This window comes from Vreelandella sp. L-25 (assembly GCF_056857535.1).
The window spans coordinates 13,814-34,381 of sequence record NZ_JBSXNH010000061.1 but is presented as its reverse complement, the minus strand read 5'-3'; the positions used below and the strand labels follow the sequence as shown (position 1 = coordinate 34,381).

Genomic DNA, 20,568 nt, shown 5'->3' with positions numbered 1-20,568 from the left:
TAGAAATAATTAGCCAGCAAAGTGTTAGACCAAAAGCGAATTGATTATTAAAATCACAGCTAATCAATGTGTGTTTTAACCCATCGGCGCTGCCGATGGGTTAGGGCACGTTGTGGAGCCGCTGCTTTGATGTTTATCAAAGCAGCATCAACTTGTTGTCAATAGGGGTTTACCTCATGGATGAACACACGCGTGATCGTGGCAAATGGCCAGCCTTGCTGCTGGGTTTGCTGCTAGCGATAGCTGGCGTAGCACTTGCCGTAGGTGGCGGCCAACTGCTTATGCTGGGCGGTAGTGCTTACTACTTAATTGCTGGGGTCGCCGTGGTGGTGGCTGGGCTGCTGCTGGCCTTGCGCAAAGGCGCAGCACTTTGGCTATACGCCCTCATTTTGTTCGCCACCCTGGTGTGGGCGCTTTGGGAAGTAGGCCTAGACTGGTGGCAACTGGTACCTAGGGTCGCCATTCCCTGCCTAATCGGCATCATCATGCTGCTGCCGTGGTGGCGCAAACCGCTCAACTCGCGCGGTGGCAGCCTCGCCCTTACGGCCAGCATTGGCGCGGCTATCATCGTCGCTATTGCCAGCCAGTTTAGCTACCCAGGCACCATTGAGGGCAGCATCGAGTCTGCCAATAACACCGAGGCGGTCAACCCGGCCCAGGTCGCGGGCGACGACTGGCCTGCCTACGGTGGTACCAATGCTGGCACCCACTACTCGTCACTCGACCAAATCACGCCCGAGAACGTTGGCGAATTGGAAGAAGTGTGGCGCATTCAAACCGGCGATGAACCCGGCCCCAATGCCCCGCCGGAAATCACCAACCAGAATACGCCGCTGAAAGTCAACGACAGCCTATATATCTGCACCTCGCATAGCCGTGCCATGGCGCTGTCACCGGAAACCGGCGAAACCCTTTGGGAGTTTGATCCCAATATCAGCACCATGGGCGCAGACGATTTCTCCGGTTGGGCCCACATGACCTGCCGCGGCCTCGCCTACTATGATGCTGCTAACTACGATTCTTCTAACGACGAAGCCTCGAACGACGACGCTGAAAATACAGACAGCAGCGCTAACGATGGCACGACGCCTGCGGAAAACGGCGCGGCCGCCGCTCGCGTGCTGTTTGATGACGGCAGCCAGTTCGACCTGGACCTGGCCTTCCTGCTCTTCATCAGCGGCCTAGGCGATAACCCAGCGTCTGAGGACGGCGGTGAAGCGGCCATGCTCAGCGCCACGGACGTAATGTGCCCGCGCAGGCTCTACTTGCCCACTGCCGATGCCCGCCTGATTGCGCTGAATGCCGATACCGGCGAGCGCTGCGAAAGCTTTGGCAACAACGGCGAAGTGGATCTCACCAATAACATTGGCGAGTTCTCCCCCGGCGGCTACTACTCCACCTCCCCGGCCACGGTGACGGAAGATTTGGTCATTTTGGGCGGCCACGTCACCGACAACAGCTCCATCGACGAACCGTCCGGCGTGATTCGTGCCTTCGACGTGCATACCGGCGAGCTGGTGTGGAACTGGGACAGTGGCAACCCAGACGACACCGCCCCACTCGAAGAGGGTGAAACCTATACCCGCAACTCTCCCAACGTGTGGGCCCCTATCAGCGTCGATGAAGAATTAGGGCTGGTGTATCTGCCCATGGGCAACGCCACCCCGGACCAGTACGGTGCCGATCGCTCTGAAAACGATGAAACGTATAGCGCAGGACTCGTAGCGCTGAACCTGAACGACGGCCAAGTGGCCTGGGTCTACCAATTCGTTCACCACGACCTGTGGGACATGGACACCCCGGCTCAGCCGGTTCTGATCGACCTAGCAACGGCTAACGGCACCCAGCCCGCCGTGATTCAGCCCACCAAGCAGGGCAGCCTTTACGTGCTCAACCGGGAAACCGGCGCGCCCATCGTGCCAATCGAAGAAGTGCCCGCACCGCAAGGGGCTATCGAAGGCGACTGGACCGCAGAAACGCAGCCACGTTCGGCGCTGAACTTGCTGCCACCACCGCTCACCGAGCGAGATATGTGGGGCGCGTCACCGTTCGATCAGATGATGTGTCGCATCCAGTTCCGCTCGCTGCGCTACGAAGGCCAGTACACGCCGCCCTCCTTGGAAGGCAGCATCGTCTACCCGGGTAATGTGGGGGTAATGAACTGGGGTGGCGTTGCGGTCGACCCTGAACGCCAGGCGCTATTTACCGGTGCGAAGTACCTCGCGTTTGTTTCTACGCTGGTGCCCCGTGACCAAGTGCAAGAGGGCCAAGGCTCCGCCAGTGAACAAGGCCTACAGCCTAACGAAGGCGCACCCTATGCGGTAGAACTAGGCCCGCTGCTTTCCGTGCTGGGCTTACCCTGCCAAGCGCCCTCCTGGGGCGATGTGGCAGGTATCGACCTGCAAGCGTCGGAAGTGGTGTGGAAACATCGCAACGGTACCACCCGCGACAGCATGCCCTTTGGCCTGCCGATTGGGTTGAACGTGGGCGTGCCCGCGCTGGGCGGCCCGCTGACCACCGCTGGCGGCGTCTCTTTCTTGAGCGGCACGCTGGACCAGTACTTACGCGGCTACGACATCACCACGGGTGAAGAGCTGTACAAAGCTCGCTTACCCGCCGGTGGTCAGGCCACGCCGATGACCTATACCGGCGCCGATGGCCGCCAGTACGTGGTGGTGACAGCCGGTGGTCACGGTACCTTTGGCACTAAGATGGGTGACTACGTGATTGGCTACGCGTTACCGGAGTAACCGCTAGCTCTACGGAGTCAGCTAGTGCTGGTGGGAGGGAGCTTCAGCTCGCGACTGGTGGCTTAGCCAAGGCGCCTGACGGCGCCATTCGCCCGCTAAAGCGGCCTCCCACAGCAGACTTACCAAGCGTAACTGATAGATCAATACTTTAACTGACTGATATGGCGGCCATAGGCCGCCCTTTTTGCATCTGGCGCTACCTGAACCCTGAGTCAGCCTTAAGCATAGCCAGCGTTAAAAACTCAGCTCGACACCACCATAAACGCTGCGCCCTGGTGCGGGTTCGTAAAAGCGTCCAAAGGTGCCGTTCAAGCGCACATTGGAGTAGTGCTCTTCATCCAGCAGGTTACGCAGGCCCACATAGGCGCTTAGCCGGGTCTGTTGGCTCAGTTGCCAGCCGTCGCCCACCCGTAGGTTCACCAGCCAGTAGCTATCCACCGACGTCTGGTTGGCGTTATCGGCCACCAAGTCACCGACGTATTCGGTCTCTAACGTGGCGAAGCGCTCGTCAAGGTTCTCCCACGTTAGCTGGTTCACCCAGGTTTGTTCCGGCAGGCCGGGAATGCGGTTGCCATCGAAGCGTTCAGAAGGAGTGGCAAACTCGTCGAACTCGTAGCGCGCCAGGGTCAGCGCACTGTCCAAGCGCCACTGGTCGGCCAACTGCCACCCCAGCGCCAGCTCGACACCATCACGGTTGGTATCCCCGGCGTTCTGGTAGAACGTACGGCCGCCTTCGTCGTAGGGTACCAGCTCATCGCGCACGCGGACGGAGAAGAGCGCGACATCGTAATCCAGCGCCAGCGGCTCGATGTAACCACGCAGCCCCACTTCACGGTTCCAGGCTTTTTGCGGCTCTACGCTGGGGTTGAAGCCACCGCCAGCGGGGTTGGCAAACTCAGAGAACGTCGGCGTCTCGAAGGCCGTGCCGGTATTGATATACGCTTGGTGCTGCGGGCGATAGCGGTAGCTCAGCCCGGCAGAGCCGCTCCATTCGTTGAAGGTGCGCTGGCCGCTCTGGTCGCCATCGGCGGCAAAATCGTCGTCGACATCAAGTGCCACCCGGTCAAACCGTGCGCCCAATGAGAGCGAAAGCTGCTCTGACAGCGCTAAGTCCCCCTGGGCAAACACACCAGTGGAAGTCGCGGTTTGGGTTTCATCCGCGAGCGGCTCGCCCACCGCCCCTTGGGGATTCACATCGTTGCGGAAGCGGTCATCTTTCTGGCGTGCGGCATCCACCCCAACGATGTAATTCAGCGGCAGGTTGCCTAGCGTTACCTCGTGGTGATATTCGGCGCTAGCGCCCATGTAATCGCGCTGATAGCCCAAGCGGCTGCTGCCCACAAACGGTAGCTGTTGCTCAAAATCCCGCTGAGCGATAAAGCCTTTCAGGTACAGCTCGCCCTCCCCTGCAGACAAATCCTCGTATTGCAGGCCGATCAACTGCTGGTCGACGGTTTGACCGGCATCTAGCGCCAGCGAGTTCGGTGCGGCTTGGTCGCGCCCTTCGGCCACCTCGCGGGCGTTGAGCGCGCCGGGGTCTTCCGAGCGGGGGTTATCCAGCAAGTTGATGATGGCGGTGAGTGCCCGATCGCTGCCCAGCTCACGGCGCAGCTTGGCATTGAGTAGATACTTCTCGGTGGAACTCTGCTCCCGGTAGCCATCTACGTTCAGCCCGGTGAGGCTGATATGGTGCGACCAATCCCCCTGCACGCCGCCATTTTGCAGCGCCACTTTCTGGTAGCCATCGCTACCGGCACCCATGCGCAGCCGAGTGCCGGGGTTGTCGCGTCCATCGGCGGTGGTGATGTCGATCACGCCACCCGCCGCGTTGCCGTAGAGCACCGAGGACGGCCCACGAATGACCTCAATGCGCTCAGCGCTATCCAAATCAATCGCATCTAGCTGGGCCTGCCCATCCGGCAGCGTGTAAGGAATACCGTCCACCATCACCGTAATGCCTCGCACCCCAAACGGCGCACGGGCACCAAAGCCGCGAATCGAAATACGCTGCCCCTGGGCAAAATTATCGCGGTTCTGCAGGAAAACGCCCGGCACCCGGTTGAGCGACTCATCCAAACGCACCCGCTGCTGGCCTTGGGCAATGGTGTCTTGATCTATCGTCGAGACCACAGCAGGCGTGGCGTAAATCTCACGCGCCAAGCGCGGTGCGCTGACTTCTACAGTGGGCAGTACGGCTTCTGTATCGGTTTGTGCCCATACGGGGGCGGAAAAAGCGGTGCTGAGTAACAATAATGAAGGAGGGAGATAGCGAGTCATGGCATCCTTTCCAATGAAAAATCCCAATGAATCATCAGTGAGCGCTCAACGTTATGACGTTCATCGGGGAACGGCTACGTAAAATGGTAGTGGTATGATGGAGTGACTAATTAGCCAAGTGTAGGGATTAGTTCTACACTGGCGGCTGGGCAACATTATACTAACGGTGTAAGCAAAGGAGGCTACATGGCGTTTACCGCGACTGACCCGATCAAGATGATTTTTGCGGTTATCTTTCCCCCGCTAGGGGTGTTTTTTGAGGTCGGTTTCAAAGGACACTTTTGGCTCAATATCCTGCTGACGCTCTTTGGCTTCATTCCAGGCATCATTCACGCCTTCTACGTCATATTGAAGCACTAGCCTCTCTCATTGCGTAATCTCTCATTGCGTCATTAGTTTAACAAACGCCGCCTTGCATTGCGCAAGGCGGCGTTTGTTAAACTCTGGTTGAAACGGCTTAGGCGCTGACTAATACGCTGCCAAAGGGTCCATCACCGGCGTTGAGCGCCTCTTCTGCTAGCGCCACGGCGCGTTCTAAGTAGCGATACTCATGATCGTAAACCATGCTGCCCCCCCTATCGTCTGAATACGGATTAGCCGTTCTCCACCGCGTGGCCGCCTTCTTCATCAGGCGCTTCAGCCAGCGTATGCCCTTCACTTCGGGCAATCACGGTCGTTCCGACCAAGTCTCCCGTGACATTCAGCGCTGTTGCACCCATGCCTACCAGGGCATCAATGGCGGTTAATAGCGCCACGGTTTCAATGGGCAGGCCTACTTGAGCAAACACGGTGGCAATCATGATAATGCCCGCCCCCGGCACCCCAGCCGTGCCTACCGTCACCAGCGTGCCGATCAGCACAATCTGCACCATGCTCATCAAATCCAGAGGCGCGCCAATCACGTTGGCGGCAAACACCGCTGAAATGGCAATACGGATGGCGGCACCGTCCATATTGAGCGTTGCTCCCAGGGGCAGGCTAAAGCTATAAATGCTTTTCGGGATGCCTAAACGCTGCGCGGCGTTAATCGTGACAGGCAGTGTGCCGGAGCTGCTTTGGGTTGCAAACGCGGTGGCCATCGGCGTGCGCGCCTCACCAAAAAAGCTGCGTAACTTCACGCCAAACAGCAGCATCACCGCGCAGTAGATCAACAGCTGTGCGCCGAGTGCGATGTACAGCACCATCACCATGTCACCCAACGAAAGAAGCGTTTCCATCCCCTGCTGGCTCACCGTTTCAGCAACAATGGCAAAGACGCCAATGGGCACAAAATGCAGCACCCCCGACATCACTTTCAGGGTGACTTCGTTTAACCCTTCAATAACTTGATAAAGCTGCTCGCCAAGCGCGTGCTGCTGCTCGGATTGGCGCATTTTCAACAGCGCAATCCCGAATACCAGCGCGGTAAAGATGATGCCCAGCATATTGAGTTCGGCAAAGGCGGCCACGATATTGCCCGGCACAATATTGAGCAGCGCATCGACCACACCGGGATTCTCGGGTACCGAGAAGCTCGCGCTGTCGTTGAGCGTCATGCCGCTGCCTGGGCTAAATAGCGTTGCCACGGTTAAGCCCACCACAATGGCGAATGCAGAAGAGGCCAAATAGTAAATAAACACTTTGCCGCCAACGCGCCCTGCGCTTCCTTCCCGAGACTGATTCACCCCTACCATGAGCGTAAACAGTACAATCGGTACGATGAGGAAAGTCAGGAGACGAAGCAGTAAATCGCCCAGCGGTGCCAGCCAAACGGCCACCCAGTCACCGCCCACAATACCCACCAGAACCCCCATCACCAGCGCAATGGTGACGCGCAAAATGAGCGACGCTTGAAGGTAGCGCTTCCATAAATATGTCATTGAATGCCCTGTTGGTTTAAATCAGGTTGGTATAAATCAATGGAAAACCACGTCATGTAGCATCATCGCGGGTTGCCAAACCAGCGTGGCGTTTGCTTGAGCTCCATTACGCCGACTAAATAGCTTAGCATGGAGTCTCCCGCCACTTTAGCTAGGATAGACGGCGTGCCCCTGCTCAACACTATTGACTGGAGCCATCATGAATACGATCAACGCTAAAAGACGATAGCACCTGGAAAATGGGTTGGAAGTAGCGAACCTACCACTCGCTGCCCTATGAAAATAAATGCAGAAAGGCTTTGACCTAGGCTAAGAAGCATGACACTGTAGCGTCAGTTGGTTAGCAAGCAGCATGGTTTCAGAAGTGTACGATCTTTTTCGGCAGCCTGATATTGTATTCCTTGTTTCACCCGCTACTTCATCTGGGTAATACCAGGAATTTTATTACGGCGCATTAGCGCGAAAGGATTTACACAATGGCAACTGGCACAGTTAAATGGTTTAACGACACCAAAGGCTTCGGTTTCATCGCTCCTTCTGACGGTGGCGACGATCTGTTTGCACACTTCTCCGAAATTCAGTCTGACGGCTTCAAAACCCTTCAGGAAGGCGCTAACGTTTCTTTCGACGTTACCCAGGGTAAAAAAGGCCTTCAGGCTTCTAACATCAAGCAAATCTCCTAAGTCCTATCTTTCTAGATAGCACTGAAAAGTTTGCTAGAACCCTCACCCATTAGGTGAATGGTTCGAACAGAAAGGCCCGCCTCGGCGGGCCTTTTTGCGTTTGGGTATTAAATCCTCTCCCATACGATTAGTTGAGCATCAATAGTCAGCGTTAGCTGCTCCAAGTTAGCTGCTCGCTCGCGCCCCTCCGCACTGGCACGATACAAATGCGGCGTCATGGTCAGCAAATCGCGGATAACGTCTGCCCCTTCTAATGAAATAGCGTAGCGAATCTGCTCGGAAGCTCGGTGGGCAAACCCTTCCGGTACATCAGGCGCTTTCTCACGTGCAGGTTTTAAGGTGGGATAAATAATTTCCCGCAGCTCGCGCAGGTGCTCCGGCCCCGCTTCTACTTGAAGCAGTTGCCCGCCCGGCTTAAGTACACGTGCAAACTCACTATGTACTGGAAAGCCAAACATACACAGCACGCTATCCAGCGTTGCTGACTGCACCGGCAATTGGGCGTTACTGCCCACAACCCAACGACTTATGGGAGCCCGCTTATCGTCTTGCTTCGCCGCCGACTGCACCGCCCACTTCGAGATATCCAACCCCATCAGTGACAGCGCCTGCGACTCGGTCATGTATTGGGACAGTTGGCGCAGGTAGTAACCCTCGCCACAGCCTGCATCCAGGCAGCTGTACGTTTCTGCCTGCTCACAGTGGCGCATCACCGCCTGGCTAAGCGCCTTTGCTATAGGCGCATAGTCACCCGCCGCCAAAAAGCGCTGGCGTGCGGCCACCATGGCTTTGCTGTCGCCGGGATCGGTGGAGCGCTTTTGCTGCACGGGCAGCAGGTTCACGTACCCTTGCTTGGCCACATCGAAACTATGGTTTGAGGCACACCGCCACGTGCCACCTTCCAACTGGAGCGGTTCGCCGTCTAATGGGCAGGCCAGGGCCTGAAAAGGGGTACGATTCATCGGAAGTTTCTCGTGACGGCTTTTTCTGGTGTGAATAGACGGGCAATATGCTGACACATCATCGATGGGCATCAGGCATCTAAACATTAACGATACCGGAAAGCCCATATAACTCAACTTGAACGGTGAGCGTTGCAACACTCACCCCGTTTGCCGACAGTGCGTTAACTTTCGGCGACTAAGGCGACATACCATGCAACCTTTGCTGCGCATCGCGGGTGCTTGGCCCTACTTGATGGCCATCTTTCTCAATGCCTTCGTAGATCTCGGGCACAAAATCGTCATTCAGAATACGATTTTCAAAAGCTACGATGGCGCGACCCAGGTCGTGCTTACCGCTCTGGTGAATGGGCTAATTCTGCTGCCGTTTATTCTCCTCTTCAGCCCGGCAGGCCATATTGCCGACAGCACTCCCAAAGTACGTGTGCTAAGGCTCTCCGCCTGGGCGGCGGTGGCGGTATCGCTGGGGATCACGGCCGCTTATTATCAAGGCTGGTTCTGGCTCGCCTTTGCGATGACGCTACTATTGGCCATTCAGTCGGCGTTCTACTCGCCTGCTAAATACGGCCTGGTAAAAGGGCTGTTTGGTAAGCCCCGGCTAGCCGAAGCCAACGGGCTAGTGCAGGCGGTTACCATTGGTGCGATCCTGGCCGGCACGGTAGCGTTTACCGCCCTGTTTGAACACTGGGTCACCCCCAGCGCCAGTACGCCAAGCGACCTACTGCGCCATATCGCTCCGCTGGGCTGGCTACTGGTGCTTAACAGCGGCCTTCAGGTCGTCGCCCTCTATCGGCTCAAACTGGATGAAGCACAGCCTGCGGCTACCCCGCTCACCTGGGCACGCTACCGCAGCGGCACTGCGCTAAAAAACAATCTGAGTATTCTTGCCCACCAGCCGGTGCTGCGGCTCTCCATCATTGGGTTGGCGACGTTCTGGTCGGTGGGGCAAGTGCTGCTAGCCGCTTTTCCCGCCTATGCCAAAGAGGCGCTCAGCATTGAGAACACGCTGGTGCTGCAAGCCATTCTCGCCGCCAGCGGTATCGGCATTGCTCTCGGCTCGCTGTTAGCCAGCAAGCTCTCCCGCAACCGTATTGAAACCGGGTTAATTCCGCTGGGTGCTGTCGGGGTCGCCGTCGGACTTTGGTGCCTTCCTCTCCTCACCACGCCCACCAGCCAAGCGCTCAACTTTGTGTTCATCGGCATGATGGGCGGGCTATTTATCGTGCCGCTCAACGCGTTGATCCAGTTTCATGCGGCGGATCACGAGCTAGGCACCGTGCTGGCCGCCAATAACTGGATCCAAAACCTTTCGATGCTGGGCTTTTTGGTGCTCACCGCGCTGTTCGCGCTGGCGGGGGTCGATAGCCACTACCTGCTGCTGTTGGTCGCCAGCGTGGCGATGGTGGGCGGCGGCTACACCATTTCCAAACTGCCCCAGAGCTTAGTGCGCTTTATTCTCAGCTTCCTGATTACCCGCCGTTACCGCGTAGACGTTCACGGGCTGGAAAACCTGCCCGCCCAAGGCGGCGTGCTGCTGCTGGGCAACCACATTAGTTGGGTAGACTGGGCGATGGTGCAAATTGCTAGCCCGCGCCCGGTGCGCTTTGTGATGCTGAAAAACATCTACCAGCGCTGGTACCTACGCTGGTTCTTTAAAGCGCTGGGCTGCATTCCCATTGAGCGCGGCGCAGGGGCCGAGAACGCGCTGGCCGCCGTGGCCGAGCAGCTCAACGCAGGGGAAGTGGTTTGCCTGTTTCCCGAAGGAGCGATTAGCCGCAACGGCCAGTTGGGCGAGCTGCGCCGAGGCTACGAGCGCGCCTGCAAACACGCCCACCCAGACGTGCGCATCGTGCCGTTTTACCTGCGTGGCCTGTGGGGCAGCCAATTCTCCCGCTCGTCTAGTAAACTCAAAGAGCTACGCAATGCGCCGCTGCACCGCTCTGTGGTAGTCGCCTTTGGTAAACCGCTGCCCAAAGACACCCCCGCCGACGTACTCAAACGGCGTATCTTCGAGCAGGCGACCCACTCGTGGCAACACGCCATGGAGGAGCTGCCTTCGCTGCCTGAGGCCTGGATCAACAGTGTCAAACGCAGCCCAAGCGCCCCAGCGTTGGCCGACGCCTTGGGTCGCCCACTCAACGCAGGCCAAGCGCTCACCGCTAGCCTGCTGCTCGCCAAGCGCTTTCGCCACCGTAGCCTCAACGAAGCGACGCTTGGCCTTTTGCTGCCTACCAGCACTGCTGGGGTACTGGCCAATATGGCCACGCTGCTCGCGGGTAAAACGCTGGTGAACTTGAACTACACCGCCAGCCAAGCGTCCCTTGCCTCTGCGCTGCAGCAAGCCGATATTCGCACCGTCGTCACCGCGCGCCGCTTTGTGGAAAAGCTGAGCCAGCGGGGGCTGGCAGTAGAATCGCTGCTGGAAGGTAAGCAGGTGATCTATTTGGAAGATCTACAGGCGGGGATCTCCCGGTTTGAGCGCGTCAGTACGTTTCTTGCCGTGCGCCTGCTGCCCGCTTGGTTGTTACAAGCGCTGTTCTGCTATGGACGGAATGCGGACGCCACGGCGGCCATTCTGTTCTCCAGCGGCAGCGAAGGGCAGCCTAAGGGTGTGATGCTGAGCCACCGCAACCTGATGGCGAATATCAAGCAGACCTCCGACGTGCTCAATACCCAGCACGACGATGTGGTCATGGCCTCGCTGCCGCTCTTTCACGCGTTCGGTTTTACCGTCACCCAGCTACTGCCATTGATCGAAGGGCTGCCGATGGCCAGTCACGCCGACCCCACCGATGCCCCAGGCGTCGCCAACGCGGTGGCCAAGCATAAAGCCACCATTATGTTCGGCACCTCCAGCATGCTGCGCCTGTTCAACCGCAGCCCAAAGGTACAGCCCGCCATGTTGGCAAGCCTACGTGTTGTGGTGGCCGGTGCCGAGAAACTGGATGACAGCGTACGTGAAGGGTTTGCGCAAAAATTCGGTAAGGCGATTTATGAAGGTTACGGCGCGACAGAAACCGCCCCCGTAGCGGCCGTTAACCTACCCGACGCCGTCGGCGTTCACTACCAGCAGGTTCAAAAAGGCAATAAGCCCGGCACCGTGGGTATGCCGCTCCCCGGCACCAGCATTAAGGTCGTCGATCCAGAGAGCTTCGAGGAGCTACCCACCAACGAGCCAGGCATGATTGTGATTAGCGGGCCGCAGGTGATGCAGGGCTATCTCAACGACCCCCAGCGCACCGAACAGGTCCTCAAAAGCTTCGACGGCCAGCGCTGGTACGTTACCGGCGATAAAGGGTTTATCGATGAAGATGGATTTTTAACACTGATCGACCGCTACGCCCGTTTTGCCAAAATCGGCGGCGAAATGGTCAGCCTCAGCGCCGTCGAAGCCGCGGTCAGAGCGGTCGTCGACGACCCCAACATACCGCTGATGGCCGTCAGCCTGCCCGATGCAAACAAAGGCGAGCGCATCGTCCTACTGAGCGAAGCAGCGCTGGACGCCCAAACGCTCAAAACCGCCCTGCGCAGCCACGGTACGCCCGCGTTAATGATTCCCAGCGACTGGCTCACCGTGGAAGAGATACCTCGTCTAGGGTCAGGAAAAGCAGACTTTGCTGGCGCGAAACGGCTTGCCGAAGCGCAGCTGGCGGCTGAATCATCTTAGTAAAAAGGGCAGCGGCATGGCCGCTGCCCTTTCTGGCGAACTTACTCAGCACCGCCGTCCGGTGCGTCACTTGAGTCGTTTGACTCACCGGTTTGTCCCGTCGCACCTTTCTGTTGGCCGCTTGATTGTCTAGCATGCTCCCCACGCGCAATATCATGATGGCTAATCACCACCACGTCGCGGGGCCACCACTCGGGATGTTCGTCGCGGATATAGGCCATCAGCTTCTCACGCACGTTCATCTCAGCGGTCCAGCCCGCTAGCGGGTCCGAGGTCATTAAGTAGCAGGTGACCGTTTGTGCGTAGGAAGTTTGGCCTGTGACGTAGCAGAGCAGCTTATGGTGCTCAATCACGCACTCTTCTTCCTTAGCGAATTCTAAAAACTTCTCACGCACCTGAGAGATATCCGCGCTGAGGTGCAGGGTTAGCTCCATGAAGCGGTACATTTTGGTGCTTTTCACCGAGAGGTTTTCTAACGGTTTGGACGTAAAGTACGTGACCGGCACGATCAACCGCCGCTCATCCCAAGAACGCAGCCGAATGAAGGTGTAGAAAATCCCTTCCACATAGCACCACTGCCCTTCGAAGATCACCAAATCGCCAATGCGGATGGGCTTGGCCAGTGAGAGTTGGAACGACGACAGAATATTGCCCAGCACCGTCTGCCCCGCGATACCGACCAGCACGGCCAACACACTGGCCGAGGCCAGAATGGACAGGCCCAACGATTCGAACAGCTGGATTTGCCCCAGCACATACACCGAAACCGCCACCACGGTGATTAAAATAATCACCCGGCGCAGGGCGTAGAGTGAGGTCAGCAGCCGGCGTTTGTCTTTGGGTTTGGTATCGTCGATTTCCCCCACCAAGCGGCGGGTCATGCGTAGCATAATGGTATCGACCAACCGCAGCGCAATGGTGCCTGCCCCCCAGGCCATGATCGCGATCAGTAGTACCCTGAACGTCGTGGTCGCTACCGCTGAAAACGAGATCACGTAATCCAGCAGCATTTGGGTGACCAATGACACCACAATGAACGCGACGGGCACGCCAATTTGATCAGCAAAAATGGTCGAGAGCCCGGAGGGCAGAATGCGCGCGATCAAACTGACAAGGTAATACGTTGCCACTCCCACTAAGCCAATCGTGATCAGAAAAATAGGGATCGCCAGCCACTCCCAGATTTTCAGCACGCCAAACGACGCTTTGAGCTGCTCGGGAATGTAGCTCTCTAGCATGGAGGGGCCGTACTCTTCGTAGAGCGCGGGAATCGACGAAACGCTCTCCGGCATAATGAGCCATACGGGGTCTTCTTCGCCAACACGGTAGCGGCCTAAGCGCACATCATAGGCTTGGCCTTCTACCTGCAACGCAGCCAGTTCAATGTTGCGCCGTGGCTCGCCAGCCAAAGGGTTTTGGCCAGACGGATCCTCAATAGCAGCGTCTTGGCGGCCAGGCAAATTAGAAGCGTTCAACCACTCGCCGCGCCTTAGCACTTCCGCCAACTGTTTGGCCAGCTCGGCTCCCCGCGTGGACTGCTCGCTAGGATCAACGTCTGCTAGGTTCAACAAATGCGCCGCATCGGCGTAATTTTCCTCTTCGGTGAAGTTTAAAAAGCTGCGGATCGTTTCCCGTGGCGACATACGCTTCGCCTCTTCGGGAACTTCACCCAACCCTGTGTTGATCGCATCCATGGTGAACCAACGCGGGTTCTCGCTCTCATCGCCTTGCGTTTGCGCCATGCCAACGCTAGAGAACAGTAGCGTGACGACCAGCACACCCCAAACGGGCCACGAGCTGTAATTTTTCATACTTGCCTTATTCAGTAAAAGTGAGCCAAGACCCGCCATCAACCAACGGCTTGTGCCGCCCGCCCATTTAAATCAGTGGGCTATCCGTGTCGATGGTTGGTCAAAGTACAGACCACGTTACCTTATCCGGCAAGCAATCGTGGCTATAGCGCTTGGTGGCGTAAGGCGAAGGCAAGAAATGGCCGCTTAGTTTTTCACTCAGTTTTCCAAATTTCCTAGGCGATTAAACGCGTCGTCATACAGCGCGGTGAGCAACAGCTCGTCGATGGCATGAGCCACTCCATGGACGACATGAGCATGGAGAACGATCACATGGACTCCACCGACAGCATGAAAGAGTAACGCCCCTTTCGAGAGCCAGGAAGCTATGACGCGAAACGTACTGATCATCGAGGATAACCCAGGTATCGGCGAGCTGGTTCGTATGCACGTGGCCGAGCTGGACAGAGTGCTGAGGCTGGAAATGGAAGCAGAAGACTATCTCACGAAGCCATTCAGCGTGGCAGAGCTTTCCGTCCGGGTAAAAGCGCTGTTTCGGCGAGTGGATGCTATGGCGTCCGCCTCGCTTGAAAAAATCAGGGCGTATCTTTCTGCCTACGTCTACCGGCTCATTCACCGTGTAAAGCCTGAGCCGAGAGCGCTAAGCGTGGCACAAAAAAGCGCCCACCGACGTCGGTGGGCGCTTGTGTTGATGCGTGTGTGAATGCTTTAGCAGCGTGGCGAATTAACCAAACACACGGCGCAGGTGCGTACGGTAAGCGGCTTTATCACGCTCTACATTCGGCACCTTTATCACATCATTGGCAATAAAGGTCGGCTGAGCCGCAAGGCCAATAAACTCCTGAGATTTGTGGAACGGGAAGTAAACGCCATCCACCCCACGGCCTTCAAAGAAGTTATCCGGCTCGTCGAACGCTTCAATCGGCGCGTTCCAGGTCAGCGACAGCATGTAATGGCGGCCTTGCAGTAAGCCACCGCTGCCATACTGCTTGGTCGGGTCTTGGCGAGAGCGGCCATCGCTGGCGTACAGAGAGCCATGGCCTTCAGTGAAGACTTCATCAATGTAGCGCTTTACGGTCCAGGGGGTGCCCATCCACCAGCCGGGCATTTGATACACAATGCTGTCCGCCCAGAGGAAGTTTTGCACTTCGGTGGCAACCTCATAGCCCTGCTCGATGACCGTTTCGCGCACTTCATGGCCTAGCTCTTTCAGCGTATCCACCGCCACGGCATGCAGGGTATTGTTGAGCTCACCACCAGAGTGGGCAAACGCTTTACCACCATTGATTAACAGTATCTTCATTGCTTCAACCTCACCGAGTATCGTGACCGCCCCGCTTAAAAGAAGTAAGCAGGGCATTAATTGGCAAGCATTGTGTAGTGCAGAGCAACAAAGAAAAACCAAACATCTAGCAAGAGACTTTTGCGCTAAAATCAACAATCAACCTTTTATCGAGGCACCCCAAACCAACAATGAAAAGCACTCTGGAAGAGCAGCAAGCGTTTATCACCGTGGTGGATTGCGGCTCGATTACCGCCGCTGCCGAACGGTTGGGCATTACCGTGTCAGGCGTCAGCCGCGCGCTAAACCGCCTGGAGCAGAAGCTCGGCACGACGCTGCTGCGCCGCACGACCCGCCGTTTGGAACTGACCGAAGAAGGGGAAACCTTTCTCGCCCACTGCCGACGCATCCTGGCCGCCGTGGAAGAGGCCGAAGAGGCCCTGCTCGACCGCCACGACCAGCCTAAAGGCCGGCTGCGGGTCAACGCCGCGCCAAGCTTTATGCAGTATGTGATTGTCCCGGTGATTGGTGAATTTCGCGCCCGCTACCCTGGCATTACCCTAGAGCTGGATACCCATGACCGCTTTGTGGATTTGCTGGAGCAGCGGGTCGATCTAGCCATTCGCATTGGCGCATTGGAGGACTCTTCCCTTCACGCCCGCCCCCTTGGCCATAGCGCACTGCGGGTGCTGGCCAGCCCCGCCTATTTAGCCCGCCACGGCACGCCGCAGCAGGTAGAGGAGCTTTGCCGCCATAGCCTGCTCGGTTTTAGCCAGCTCGACCACTTGAACCACTGGCCGCTGACCTGTGCCGATGGTAAGCGCTTACATATCACGCCCACCCTCTCTGCCTCCAGCGGCAGCACGCTGCTGGAGCTCGCACTCAAGGGTGAAGGGATCGTGTGTTTGGCTGACTTCATGACCCGAGCGCCCCGGCAAAACCGCACCTTGGTAGAGGTACTGCCCGACCACACCGAGCTCGTCACGCAGCCGATTAACGCGGTTTACTACCGGCAAGCCACCCTGTCTCAGCGTACCCGGCTGTTCATGGATTTTTTAGCCGAGCGGCTCCCCGCGCAGTATGCCCACGGCCCGTGAGAACGCTAAGCGCCGCTTGCTTCGCTTTGGGTAAAACTCGGCCCCTGACCTACACTGGGTAGGCAACATAGGAGGTCGTTGCTTAGCGCAACGCTCAGCGACTACGCCTACTCCAACAACTACCAAACACAGTGGGCGACCTTCGCCTCCTGGCTCAACGCAGGCGGGCTAGTGTTTGTTCTTCATCCCACGCTTGGAAAGGCGAACCGCAAGTTTTCGCTTTTCTTCCTTCTTCCTGAGCGGTGGGATGGAGTGTGCGAGCATCTTCTCTGTTCATGCCGGCATTATCGCATAGCTATTTAGATGCCGGGTTAATAAAACCCCATCACGCGGCGGCGCACCGGCCTAATAGCCACCAGCGCCAGCACCACCAACGCTAACCACTCCAACCAGTGGGGCAGCAGCTCTTGCACTTGACTGGCCTGCTCCACTGGGTTCCAACCGGCCAAGGCAACGGCCGCATCGAACAGCCAGCCGACTAGCACGGTCACGGTGAGCACGCAGACAAGGTAGACCGTCAACGCGGTATTACCCAACTCGCGGCGCAAAATGGCCAGCGTTGCTAGGCTGGTAATCGGCCCCGCCAGCAAAAACACTAGCGCCATCCCAGGCGAGATACCCGCTAACAGTAGCCCGGCCGCTACTGGCGTAGCTGCCGCCGCACAGATATAAAGCGGAATACCCACCACTGCCATCAGTATCAGAGCCAAAATACCGCCCGAAAACTGTGCTAGCGTATCCGGCGGTACCAGAGTGACCAGCACACCGGCAAGCAGCAGCCCGGCAAACATCCACGCGCTGATATCATCCAACAGATCGCTAAACGCATAGCGCAGCCCCGCTCTCAAGCCTTCCGGCTCATTGGCGTTAGCGTGATGGTCGTGGCAACCGCTCGAGGAGCAACAGCCACCGGAAGCGACGGTGGGGCTAGCCTTTGCAGCATCGCGGGTAAAGCCGACCAGCAGGCCCGTCACAATGGCCGTTACCAACGCGCCGCCAACACGTAACACCGCCATCAGCGGCCCAAGCAGCACGCTGGTGAGCAGAATCGAGTCCACGCCCACGCCAGGGGTGCTGATTAAAAACGACGTGGTAGGCCCGCGCCCCGCACCGCCCCGATGCAGCGCAATCGCGGTGGGAATCGCCCCGCAGGAGCACAGCGGCAGCGGCATCCCAATCACTGCCGCCCGTACAATACTGCCCAGGCCGCGCCCGCCCATCCAGCGCTGCAGTAGGCGCTCTGGCAACCACGCCTTAATCAGCCCGGCAATCACCAGCCCCAGCAGCAGCCACGGGGCTGCCGTCAGCGCAATTTGCAGCAGCTCGGTTATCAGCGTCATCTCATCACCTACTTGTTCACGGTGGGAATGAGGACTAGCCTAAACCCTGTCATCGTTACAGGGTCAATCCATGACACACGTCTACCGCATTGGCGAAGTGGCCGCCCGCACCGGCTGTTCACCGGAGAGCATTCGCCACTACGAGAAACTCGGCCTGCTGCCGCCCCCACAACGCGGTGAACAGGGCTACCGACACTACGACCAAGCGGCGCTTGAGCGCATCAGCTTCATTCGCCATGGCCGCAACCTGGGGCTAGACCTGCACAGCATTCAGGAGCTGTTAGCGCTCTCAGACCACCCCGACACCGACTGCAGCGCCGCCGATGACATTGCTAGCCGCCATCTCGCGCACCTGGAGGCGCGCATTGCCAAGCTTCAGGCGCTAGCCGACGAGCTGCGCCAAGTGGTTCATCAGTGCCGGGGCGGCAAAGCCGCCGACTGCCAAATCATCCAAACGCTGTATGAGCACCAGCCCAGCTGCAGTGACACCCGCTGTGGCGACCGCCAATCTTTGCTCAAATGACGCGCGCCCCCCCCCCAAAGGAACTGCCCATGATCGAAACGAAGGAAGAACTCGAGGCCATCAAAAAGACATGCCAAGCGATGGTCACCAAAAGTGCCGGACTCTCAGCGGGCACCGCCATCATCCCCGTACCGGGGCTGGATATCGGCTCGGACGTGGCGATTCTGATGCGCATCATCCCCAAAATTAATAGCCAGTTTGGCCTGACACCGGAGCAAATCGACGGCCTGGATACCGAGAGCAAGCTGTTCGTCATGACCGCTATCTCCAACACCGGCAGCAAGATGGCGGGCAAATACATCACCCAGAACCTCATCGTCTCGCTACTCAGCAAAATGGGCGTTCGGGTGGCGGCAAAAGGCGCATCCAAGTTCGTACCGCTGATCGGCAGTGCCGTGGCAGGCGGCATCAGCTTTACCGCCATGAAATACATGGGTAACAGCCACATCGACGACTGCTACCGCATCGCGCTCGCTGCCCTAGAGCACCGCCAGCTCGAACGCGCGGTAGAGGACGACGCCGTTATCGAAGCGGACGCGTACACCCCCACCAACGGCCCCACTCGCCCTGATTCATAACGCAGCGCCCGTCGGCAATGGTATGCTGGAGCGTCTTGTCATCTTATCTAGGAAAAAGCAATGCCCGCTTATATCGTTCTGACCCGTGAACACACCCACAACAGCGAAGAGATGCAGCGCTACAGCGAAAAAGCCAAAGCCGCCCGCGAAGGCCACGACCCGCAGCCGCTAGCGTTTTACGGCGATTTTGAAGTGCTGGAAGGCAGCGCGATGGAAGGTGCGGTGATTCTACGCTTCCCGGACATGGCCGCCGCCCGCGCCTGGTACCAAAGCCCCGCCTACCAAGAAGCCCGCAAGCACCGCTTCCTGGGTGCCGATTACCGCGTCTTTTTGGTAGAAGGCATCGAAGAGGTGTGATGGCGCAACAAGTCACCCTCGATGGGGATGAACTCGCTCGCGGCATTGATGAGCGAGGCAGCGGTGAGCCGGGGCACACCGTAGACCTCGACACGTTTACCGTGCACCTCACGGATTTTCTGGGCTAACAGATCGAAGTCGCCATCGCCGGACACCAGCACCACCACATCCACCTCGCGCGCGGTGTAATAGACGTTCTGGGTATCGACGAAGATGGCGACGCGGGTGGTCATGGAAAAGCCTCGGCAAGTAATAAAACGCCAGCTTCATGAGGCTGGCGTTGGTAAGGGTGCATGGTACCGCGCCGTTATTTAGAATGCGCCCTCTGGGTAGGCACGAGGCGCGATACCCCCACCACCACCGAGCCCACCAAAAAGCCAATCACCGCCGAGCACAGCGTATTGAAGCTCCAGCCCAGCGTGCTACCAAAGGCACCGGTGGACTCATGAATGGCATGCTCGATGTGATGCACCCACTCGTAGGGCGCGTTGAACCAGCCCGTTCCCTCTGCCCCCAGATTCACCATCAAGATATGCCCGCCCACCCACAGCATGGCGATGGTGCCCACTACTGAGATGGTCGCGAGCACTTTGGGCATGGCCGTGACCAAGCCACGGCCCAGGGCTTGTACGCCTGAGTGATCCCGCTGGGCAAGCTGTAGGCCAACATCGTCCATCCTGACCAACATGGCCACCACGCCATACACCAGTATCGTGATCACAAACGCGACCACCACCAAGCTTGCCAGCTGTGACCAAAACCCTTGGTGAGACACCGTGGCCAGCGCGATCACCATGATTTCCGCAGAGAGAATCAGGTCGGTGCGAATAGCACCACTGACGATTTTCTTCTCGGCTTCCGGCCCCTCCTCAACCGCAGGCTTGTCATCGTCATGCTGGCCAGAGAGCTTATGCCACACCTTCTCCGCGCCCTCAAAGGCCAGGTAAGTGCCGCCTATCATCAGGATGATCGGCAATAGCCCAGGCAGAAAATGGTTCAGCAGCAGCGCCACTGGTAGGATAAACAACAGCTTGTTGCGGATGGAGCCCAGCGCGATCTGCTTCACAATCGCCAATTCACGCTCTGCCACTACCCCGTGCAAATATTGCGGCGTCACCGCCGCATCATCCACCACCACCCCTGCCGCTTTCACCGTCGCACGACCAGCCGCGGCGCTTACATCGTCCAGTGATGCAGCGGATAGCTTCGCCAGCGCGGCAATGTCGTCCAGTAATCCAATCAAGCCGCCAATAGCCATGGGTATTTCCTCCGTGAATCAGCATTGCAGATAGTAAAGCACACGGTGGCTGGGGCGGGCGGACTCTTTTATGCCAAGGGCAGTGTCGATTCTCTCCCTTCATGACCTACCCTCACTGCGTCAC

At 57.9% G+C, this 20,568-nt stretch carries 16 protein-coding genes and 1 pseudogene; 9 read left to right on the top strand and 8 right to left on the bottom strand.

The annotated features are described in order from the left end of the window. Window positions 1-176 precede the first annotated feature (176 nt). Complete coding sequence (locus AC13CN_RS07995; protein WP_273423229.1) at window positions 177-2,750, top strand: glucose/quinate/shikimate family membrane-bound PQQ-dependent dehydrogenase; 2,574 nt, start codon at window positions 177-179, stop codon at window positions 2,748-2,750. 234 nt (window positions 2,751-2,984) lie between these two features. Here AC13CN_RS07995 and AC13CN_RS07990 read toward each other — a convergent pair whose 3' ends face one another. After that, a complete protein-coding gene (locus tag AC13CN_RS07990; protein WP_289111088.1) occupies window positions 2,985-5,027 on the bottom strand; it encodes a TonB-dependent receptor in 2,043 nt (680 codons plus the stop codon). Between the two features lie 186 nt (window positions 5,028-5,213). On the opposite strand from AC13CN_RS07990, the gene AC13CN_RS07985 reads away from it, so the two are divergent. Then, window positions 5,214-5,387 carry a YqaE/Pmp3 family membrane protein gene (locus tag AC13CN_RS07985; RefSeq protein WP_044629799.1) on the top strand — a complete coding sequence of 58 codons (174 nt, stop codon included), beginning with the start codon at window positions 5,214-5,216 and terminating at the stop codon, window positions 5,385-5,387. A gap of 233 nt (window positions 5,388-5,620) precedes the next feature. Here the strand turns inward: AC13CN_RS07985 and AC13CN_RS07980 are convergent, their stop codons facing one another. Beyond that, entirely contained in the window at window positions 5,621-6,886 is a 1,266-nt protein-coding gene (locus AC13CN_RS07980; RefSeq protein ID WP_074210970.1) for a dicarboxylate/amino acid:cation symporter, read from the bottom strand. A 476-nt stretch (window positions 6,887-7,362) separates the two neighbouring features. Between AC13CN_RS07980 and AC13CN_RS07975 the strand changes: the two genes are divergently transcribed. Further along, window positions 7,363-7,569: a cold-shock protein gene (locus tag AC13CN_RS07975; protein WP_009095703.1), complete on the top strand. Its 207-nt coding sequence runs from the start codon at window positions 7,363-7,365 to the stop codon at window positions 7,567-7,569. Between the two features lie 107 nt (window positions 7,570-7,676). On the opposite strand, the gene AC13CN_RS07970 is transcribed toward AC13CN_RS07975, so the two are convergent. Further along, window positions 7,677-8,531 carry a putative RNA methyltransferase gene (locus AC13CN_RS07970; protein ID WP_172515492.1) on the bottom strand — a complete coding sequence of 285 codons (855 nt, stop codon included), beginning with the start codon at window positions 8,529-8,531 and terminating at the stop codon, window positions 7,677-7,679. A 193-nt stretch (window positions 8,532-8,724) separates the two neighbouring features. Between AC13CN_RS07970 and AC13CN_RS07965 the strand changes: the two genes are divergently transcribed. After that, window positions 8,725-12,198, top strand: a complete 3,474-nt coding sequence (locus tag AC13CN_RS07965; RefSeq protein WP_089675960.1) for an acyl-[ACP]--phospholipid O-acyltransferase — start codon at window positions 8,725-8,727, stop codon at window positions 12,196-12,198. Between the two features lie 41 nt (window positions 12,199-12,239). Here the strand turns inward: AC13CN_RS07965 and AC13CN_RS07960 are convergent, their stop codons facing one another. Continuing rightward, window positions 12,240-14,009, bottom strand: a complete 1,770-nt coding sequence (locus AC13CN_RS07960; RefSeq protein WP_253557276.1) for a mechanosensitive ion channel family protein — start codon at window positions 14,007-14,009, stop codon at window positions 12,240-12,242. Between the two features lie 367 nt (window positions 14,010-14,376). Between AC13CN_RS07960 and AC13CN_RS07955 the strand changes: the two genes are divergently transcribed. After that, window positions 14,377-14,712, top strand: a complete 336-nt coding sequence (locus tag AC13CN_RS07955) for a response regulator (RefSeq protein ID WP_289099386.1) — start codon at window positions 14,377-14,379, stop codon at window positions 14,710-14,712. Window positions 14,713-14,733: 21 nt separating this feature from the next. Here the strand turns inward: AC13CN_RS07955 and AC13CN_RS07950 are convergent, their stop codons facing one another. Next, window positions 14,734-15,312, bottom strand: a complete 579-nt coding sequence (locus tag AC13CN_RS07950) for an NAD(P)H-dependent oxidoreductase (RefSeq protein WP_058578681.1) — start codon at window positions 15,310-15,312, stop codon at window positions 14,734-14,736. 170 nt (window positions 15,313-15,482) lie between these two features. On the opposite strand from AC13CN_RS07950, the gene AC13CN_RS07945 reads away from it, so the two are divergent. Then, window positions 15,483-16,388, top strand: a complete 906-nt coding sequence (locus AC13CN_RS07945; protein ID WP_253557275.1) for a LysR substrate-binding domain-containing protein — start codon at window positions 15,483-15,485, stop codon at window positions 16,386-16,388. A 311-nt stretch (window positions 16,389-16,699) separates the two neighbouring features. Here AC13CN_RS07945 and AC13CN_RS07940 read toward each other — a convergent pair whose 3' ends face one another. Then, a complete protein-coding gene (locus tag AC13CN_RS07940; protein WP_253557274.1) occupies window positions 16,700-17,728 on the bottom strand; it encodes an SO_0444 family Cu/Zn efflux transporter in 1,029 nt (342 codons plus the stop codon). A 70-nt stretch (window positions 17,729-17,798) separates the two neighbouring features. Between AC13CN_RS07940 and AC13CN_RS07935 the strand changes: the two genes are divergently transcribed. From AC13CN_RS07935 to AC13CN_RS07925, 3 genes are read left to right on the top strand one after another with little or no spacing between them, the layout of a single operon-like run. After that, window positions 17,799-18,251: a MerR family transcriptional regulator gene (locus AC13CN_RS07935; protein WP_172515490.1), complete on the top strand. Its 453-nt coding sequence runs from the start codon at window positions 17,799-17,801 to the stop codon at window positions 18,249-18,251. Window positions 18,252-18,280: 29 nt separating this feature from the next. Beyond that, a complete protein-coding gene (locus AC13CN_RS07930) occupies window positions 18,281-18,829 on the top strand; it encodes a hypothetical protein (RefSeq protein WP_232059488.1) in 549 nt (182 codons plus the stop codon). Between the two features lie 60 nt (window positions 18,830-18,889). Beyond that, window positions 18,890-19,186, top strand: a complete 297-nt coding sequence (locus tag AC13CN_RS07925) for a DUF1330 domain-containing protein (protein WP_058578686.1) — start codon at window positions 18,890-18,892, stop codon at window positions 19,184-19,186. On the opposite strand, the pseudogene AC13CN_RS07920 reads toward AC13CN_RS07925, so the two are convergent. Both AC13CN_RS07920 and AC13CN_RS07915 read right to left on the bottom strand, forming a co-directional pair. Further along, window positions 19,147-19,368 (bottom strand): annotated as a pseudogene (locus tag AC13CN_RS07920) (NYN domain-containing protein); the annotation flags it as partial. The gene AC13CN_RS07925 and the pseudogene AC13CN_RS07920 overlap by 40 nt on opposite strands. Window positions 19,369-19,493: 125 nt before the next feature. Beyond that, window positions 19,494-20,444 carry a DUF808 domain-containing protein gene (locus AC13CN_RS07915; protein ID WP_253557273.1) on the bottom strand — a complete coding sequence of 317 codons (951 nt, stop codon included), beginning with the start codon at window positions 20,442-20,444 and terminating at the stop codon, window positions 19,494-19,496. Window positions 20,445-20,568: the final 124 nt, after the last annotated feature.

What these genes read in the sequence shown, in the direction of transcription:
- AC13CN_RS07995 (WP_273423229.1), top strand. Translation starts at nt 177, where the DNA reads ATGGATGAACACACGCGTGATCGTGGCAAATGGCCAGCCTTGCTGCTG.
- AC13CN_RS07990 (WP_289111088.1), bottom strand. Translation starts at nt 5,027, where the DNA reads ATGACTCGCTATCTCCCTCCTTCATTATTGTTACTCAGCACCGCTTTT.
- AC13CN_RS07985 (WP_044629799.1), top strand. Translation starts at nt 5,214, where the DNA reads ATGGCGTTTACCGCGACTGACCCGATCAAGATGATTTTTGCGGTTATC.
- AC13CN_RS07980 (WP_074210970.1), bottom strand. Translation starts at nt 6,886, where the DNA reads ATGACATATTTATGGAAGCGCTACCTTCAAGCGTCGCTCATTTTGCGC.
- AC13CN_RS07975 (WP_009095703.1), top strand. Translation starts at nt 7,363, where the DNA reads ATGGCAACTGGCACAGTTAAATGGTTTAACGACACCAAAGGCTTCGGT.
- AC13CN_RS07970 (WP_172515492.1), bottom strand. Translation starts at nt 8,531, where the DNA reads ATGAATCGTACCCCTTTTCAGGCCCTGGCCTGCCCATTAGACGGCGAA.
- AC13CN_RS07965 (WP_089675960.1), top strand. Translation starts at nt 8,725, where the DNA reads ATGCAACCTTTGCTGCGCATCGCGGGTGCTTGGCCCTACTTGATGGCC.
- AC13CN_RS07960 (WP_253557276.1), bottom strand. Translation starts at nt 14,009, where the DNA reads ATGAAAAATTACAGCTCGTGGCCCGTTTGGGGTGTGCTGGTCGTCACG.
- AC13CN_RS07955 (WP_289099386.1), top strand. Translation starts at nt 14,377, where the DNA reads ATGACGCGAAACGTACTGATCATCGAGGATAACCCAGGTATCGGCGAG.
- AC13CN_RS07950 (WP_058578681.1), bottom strand. Translation starts at nt 15,312, where the DNA reads ATGAAGATACTGTTAATCAATGGTGGTAAAGCGTTTGCCCACTCTGGT.
- AC13CN_RS07945 (WP_253557275.1), top strand. Translation starts at nt 15,483, where the DNA reads ATGAAAAGCACTCTGGAAGAGCAGCAAGCGTTTATCACCGTGGTGGAT.
- AC13CN_RS07940 (WP_253557274.1), bottom strand. Translation starts at nt 17,728, where the DNA reads ATGACGCTGATAACCGAGCTGCTGCAAATTGCGCTGACGGCAGCCCCG.
- AC13CN_RS07935 (WP_172515490.1), top strand. Translation starts at nt 17,799, where the DNA reads ATGACACACGTCTACCGCATTGGCGAAGTGGCCGCCCGCACCGGCTGT.
- AC13CN_RS07930 (WP_232059488.1), top strand. Translation starts at nt 18,281, where the DNA reads ATGATCGAAACGAAGGAAGAACTCGAGGCCATCAAAAAGACATGCCAA.
- AC13CN_RS07925 (WP_058578686.1), top strand. Translation starts at nt 18,890, where the DNA reads ATGCCCGCTTATATCGTTCTGACCCGTGAACACACCCACAACAGCGAA.
- AC13CN_RS07915 (WP_253557273.1), bottom strand. Translation starts at nt 20,444, where the DNA reads ATGGCTATTGGCGGCTTGATTGGATTACTGGACGACATTGCCGCGCTG.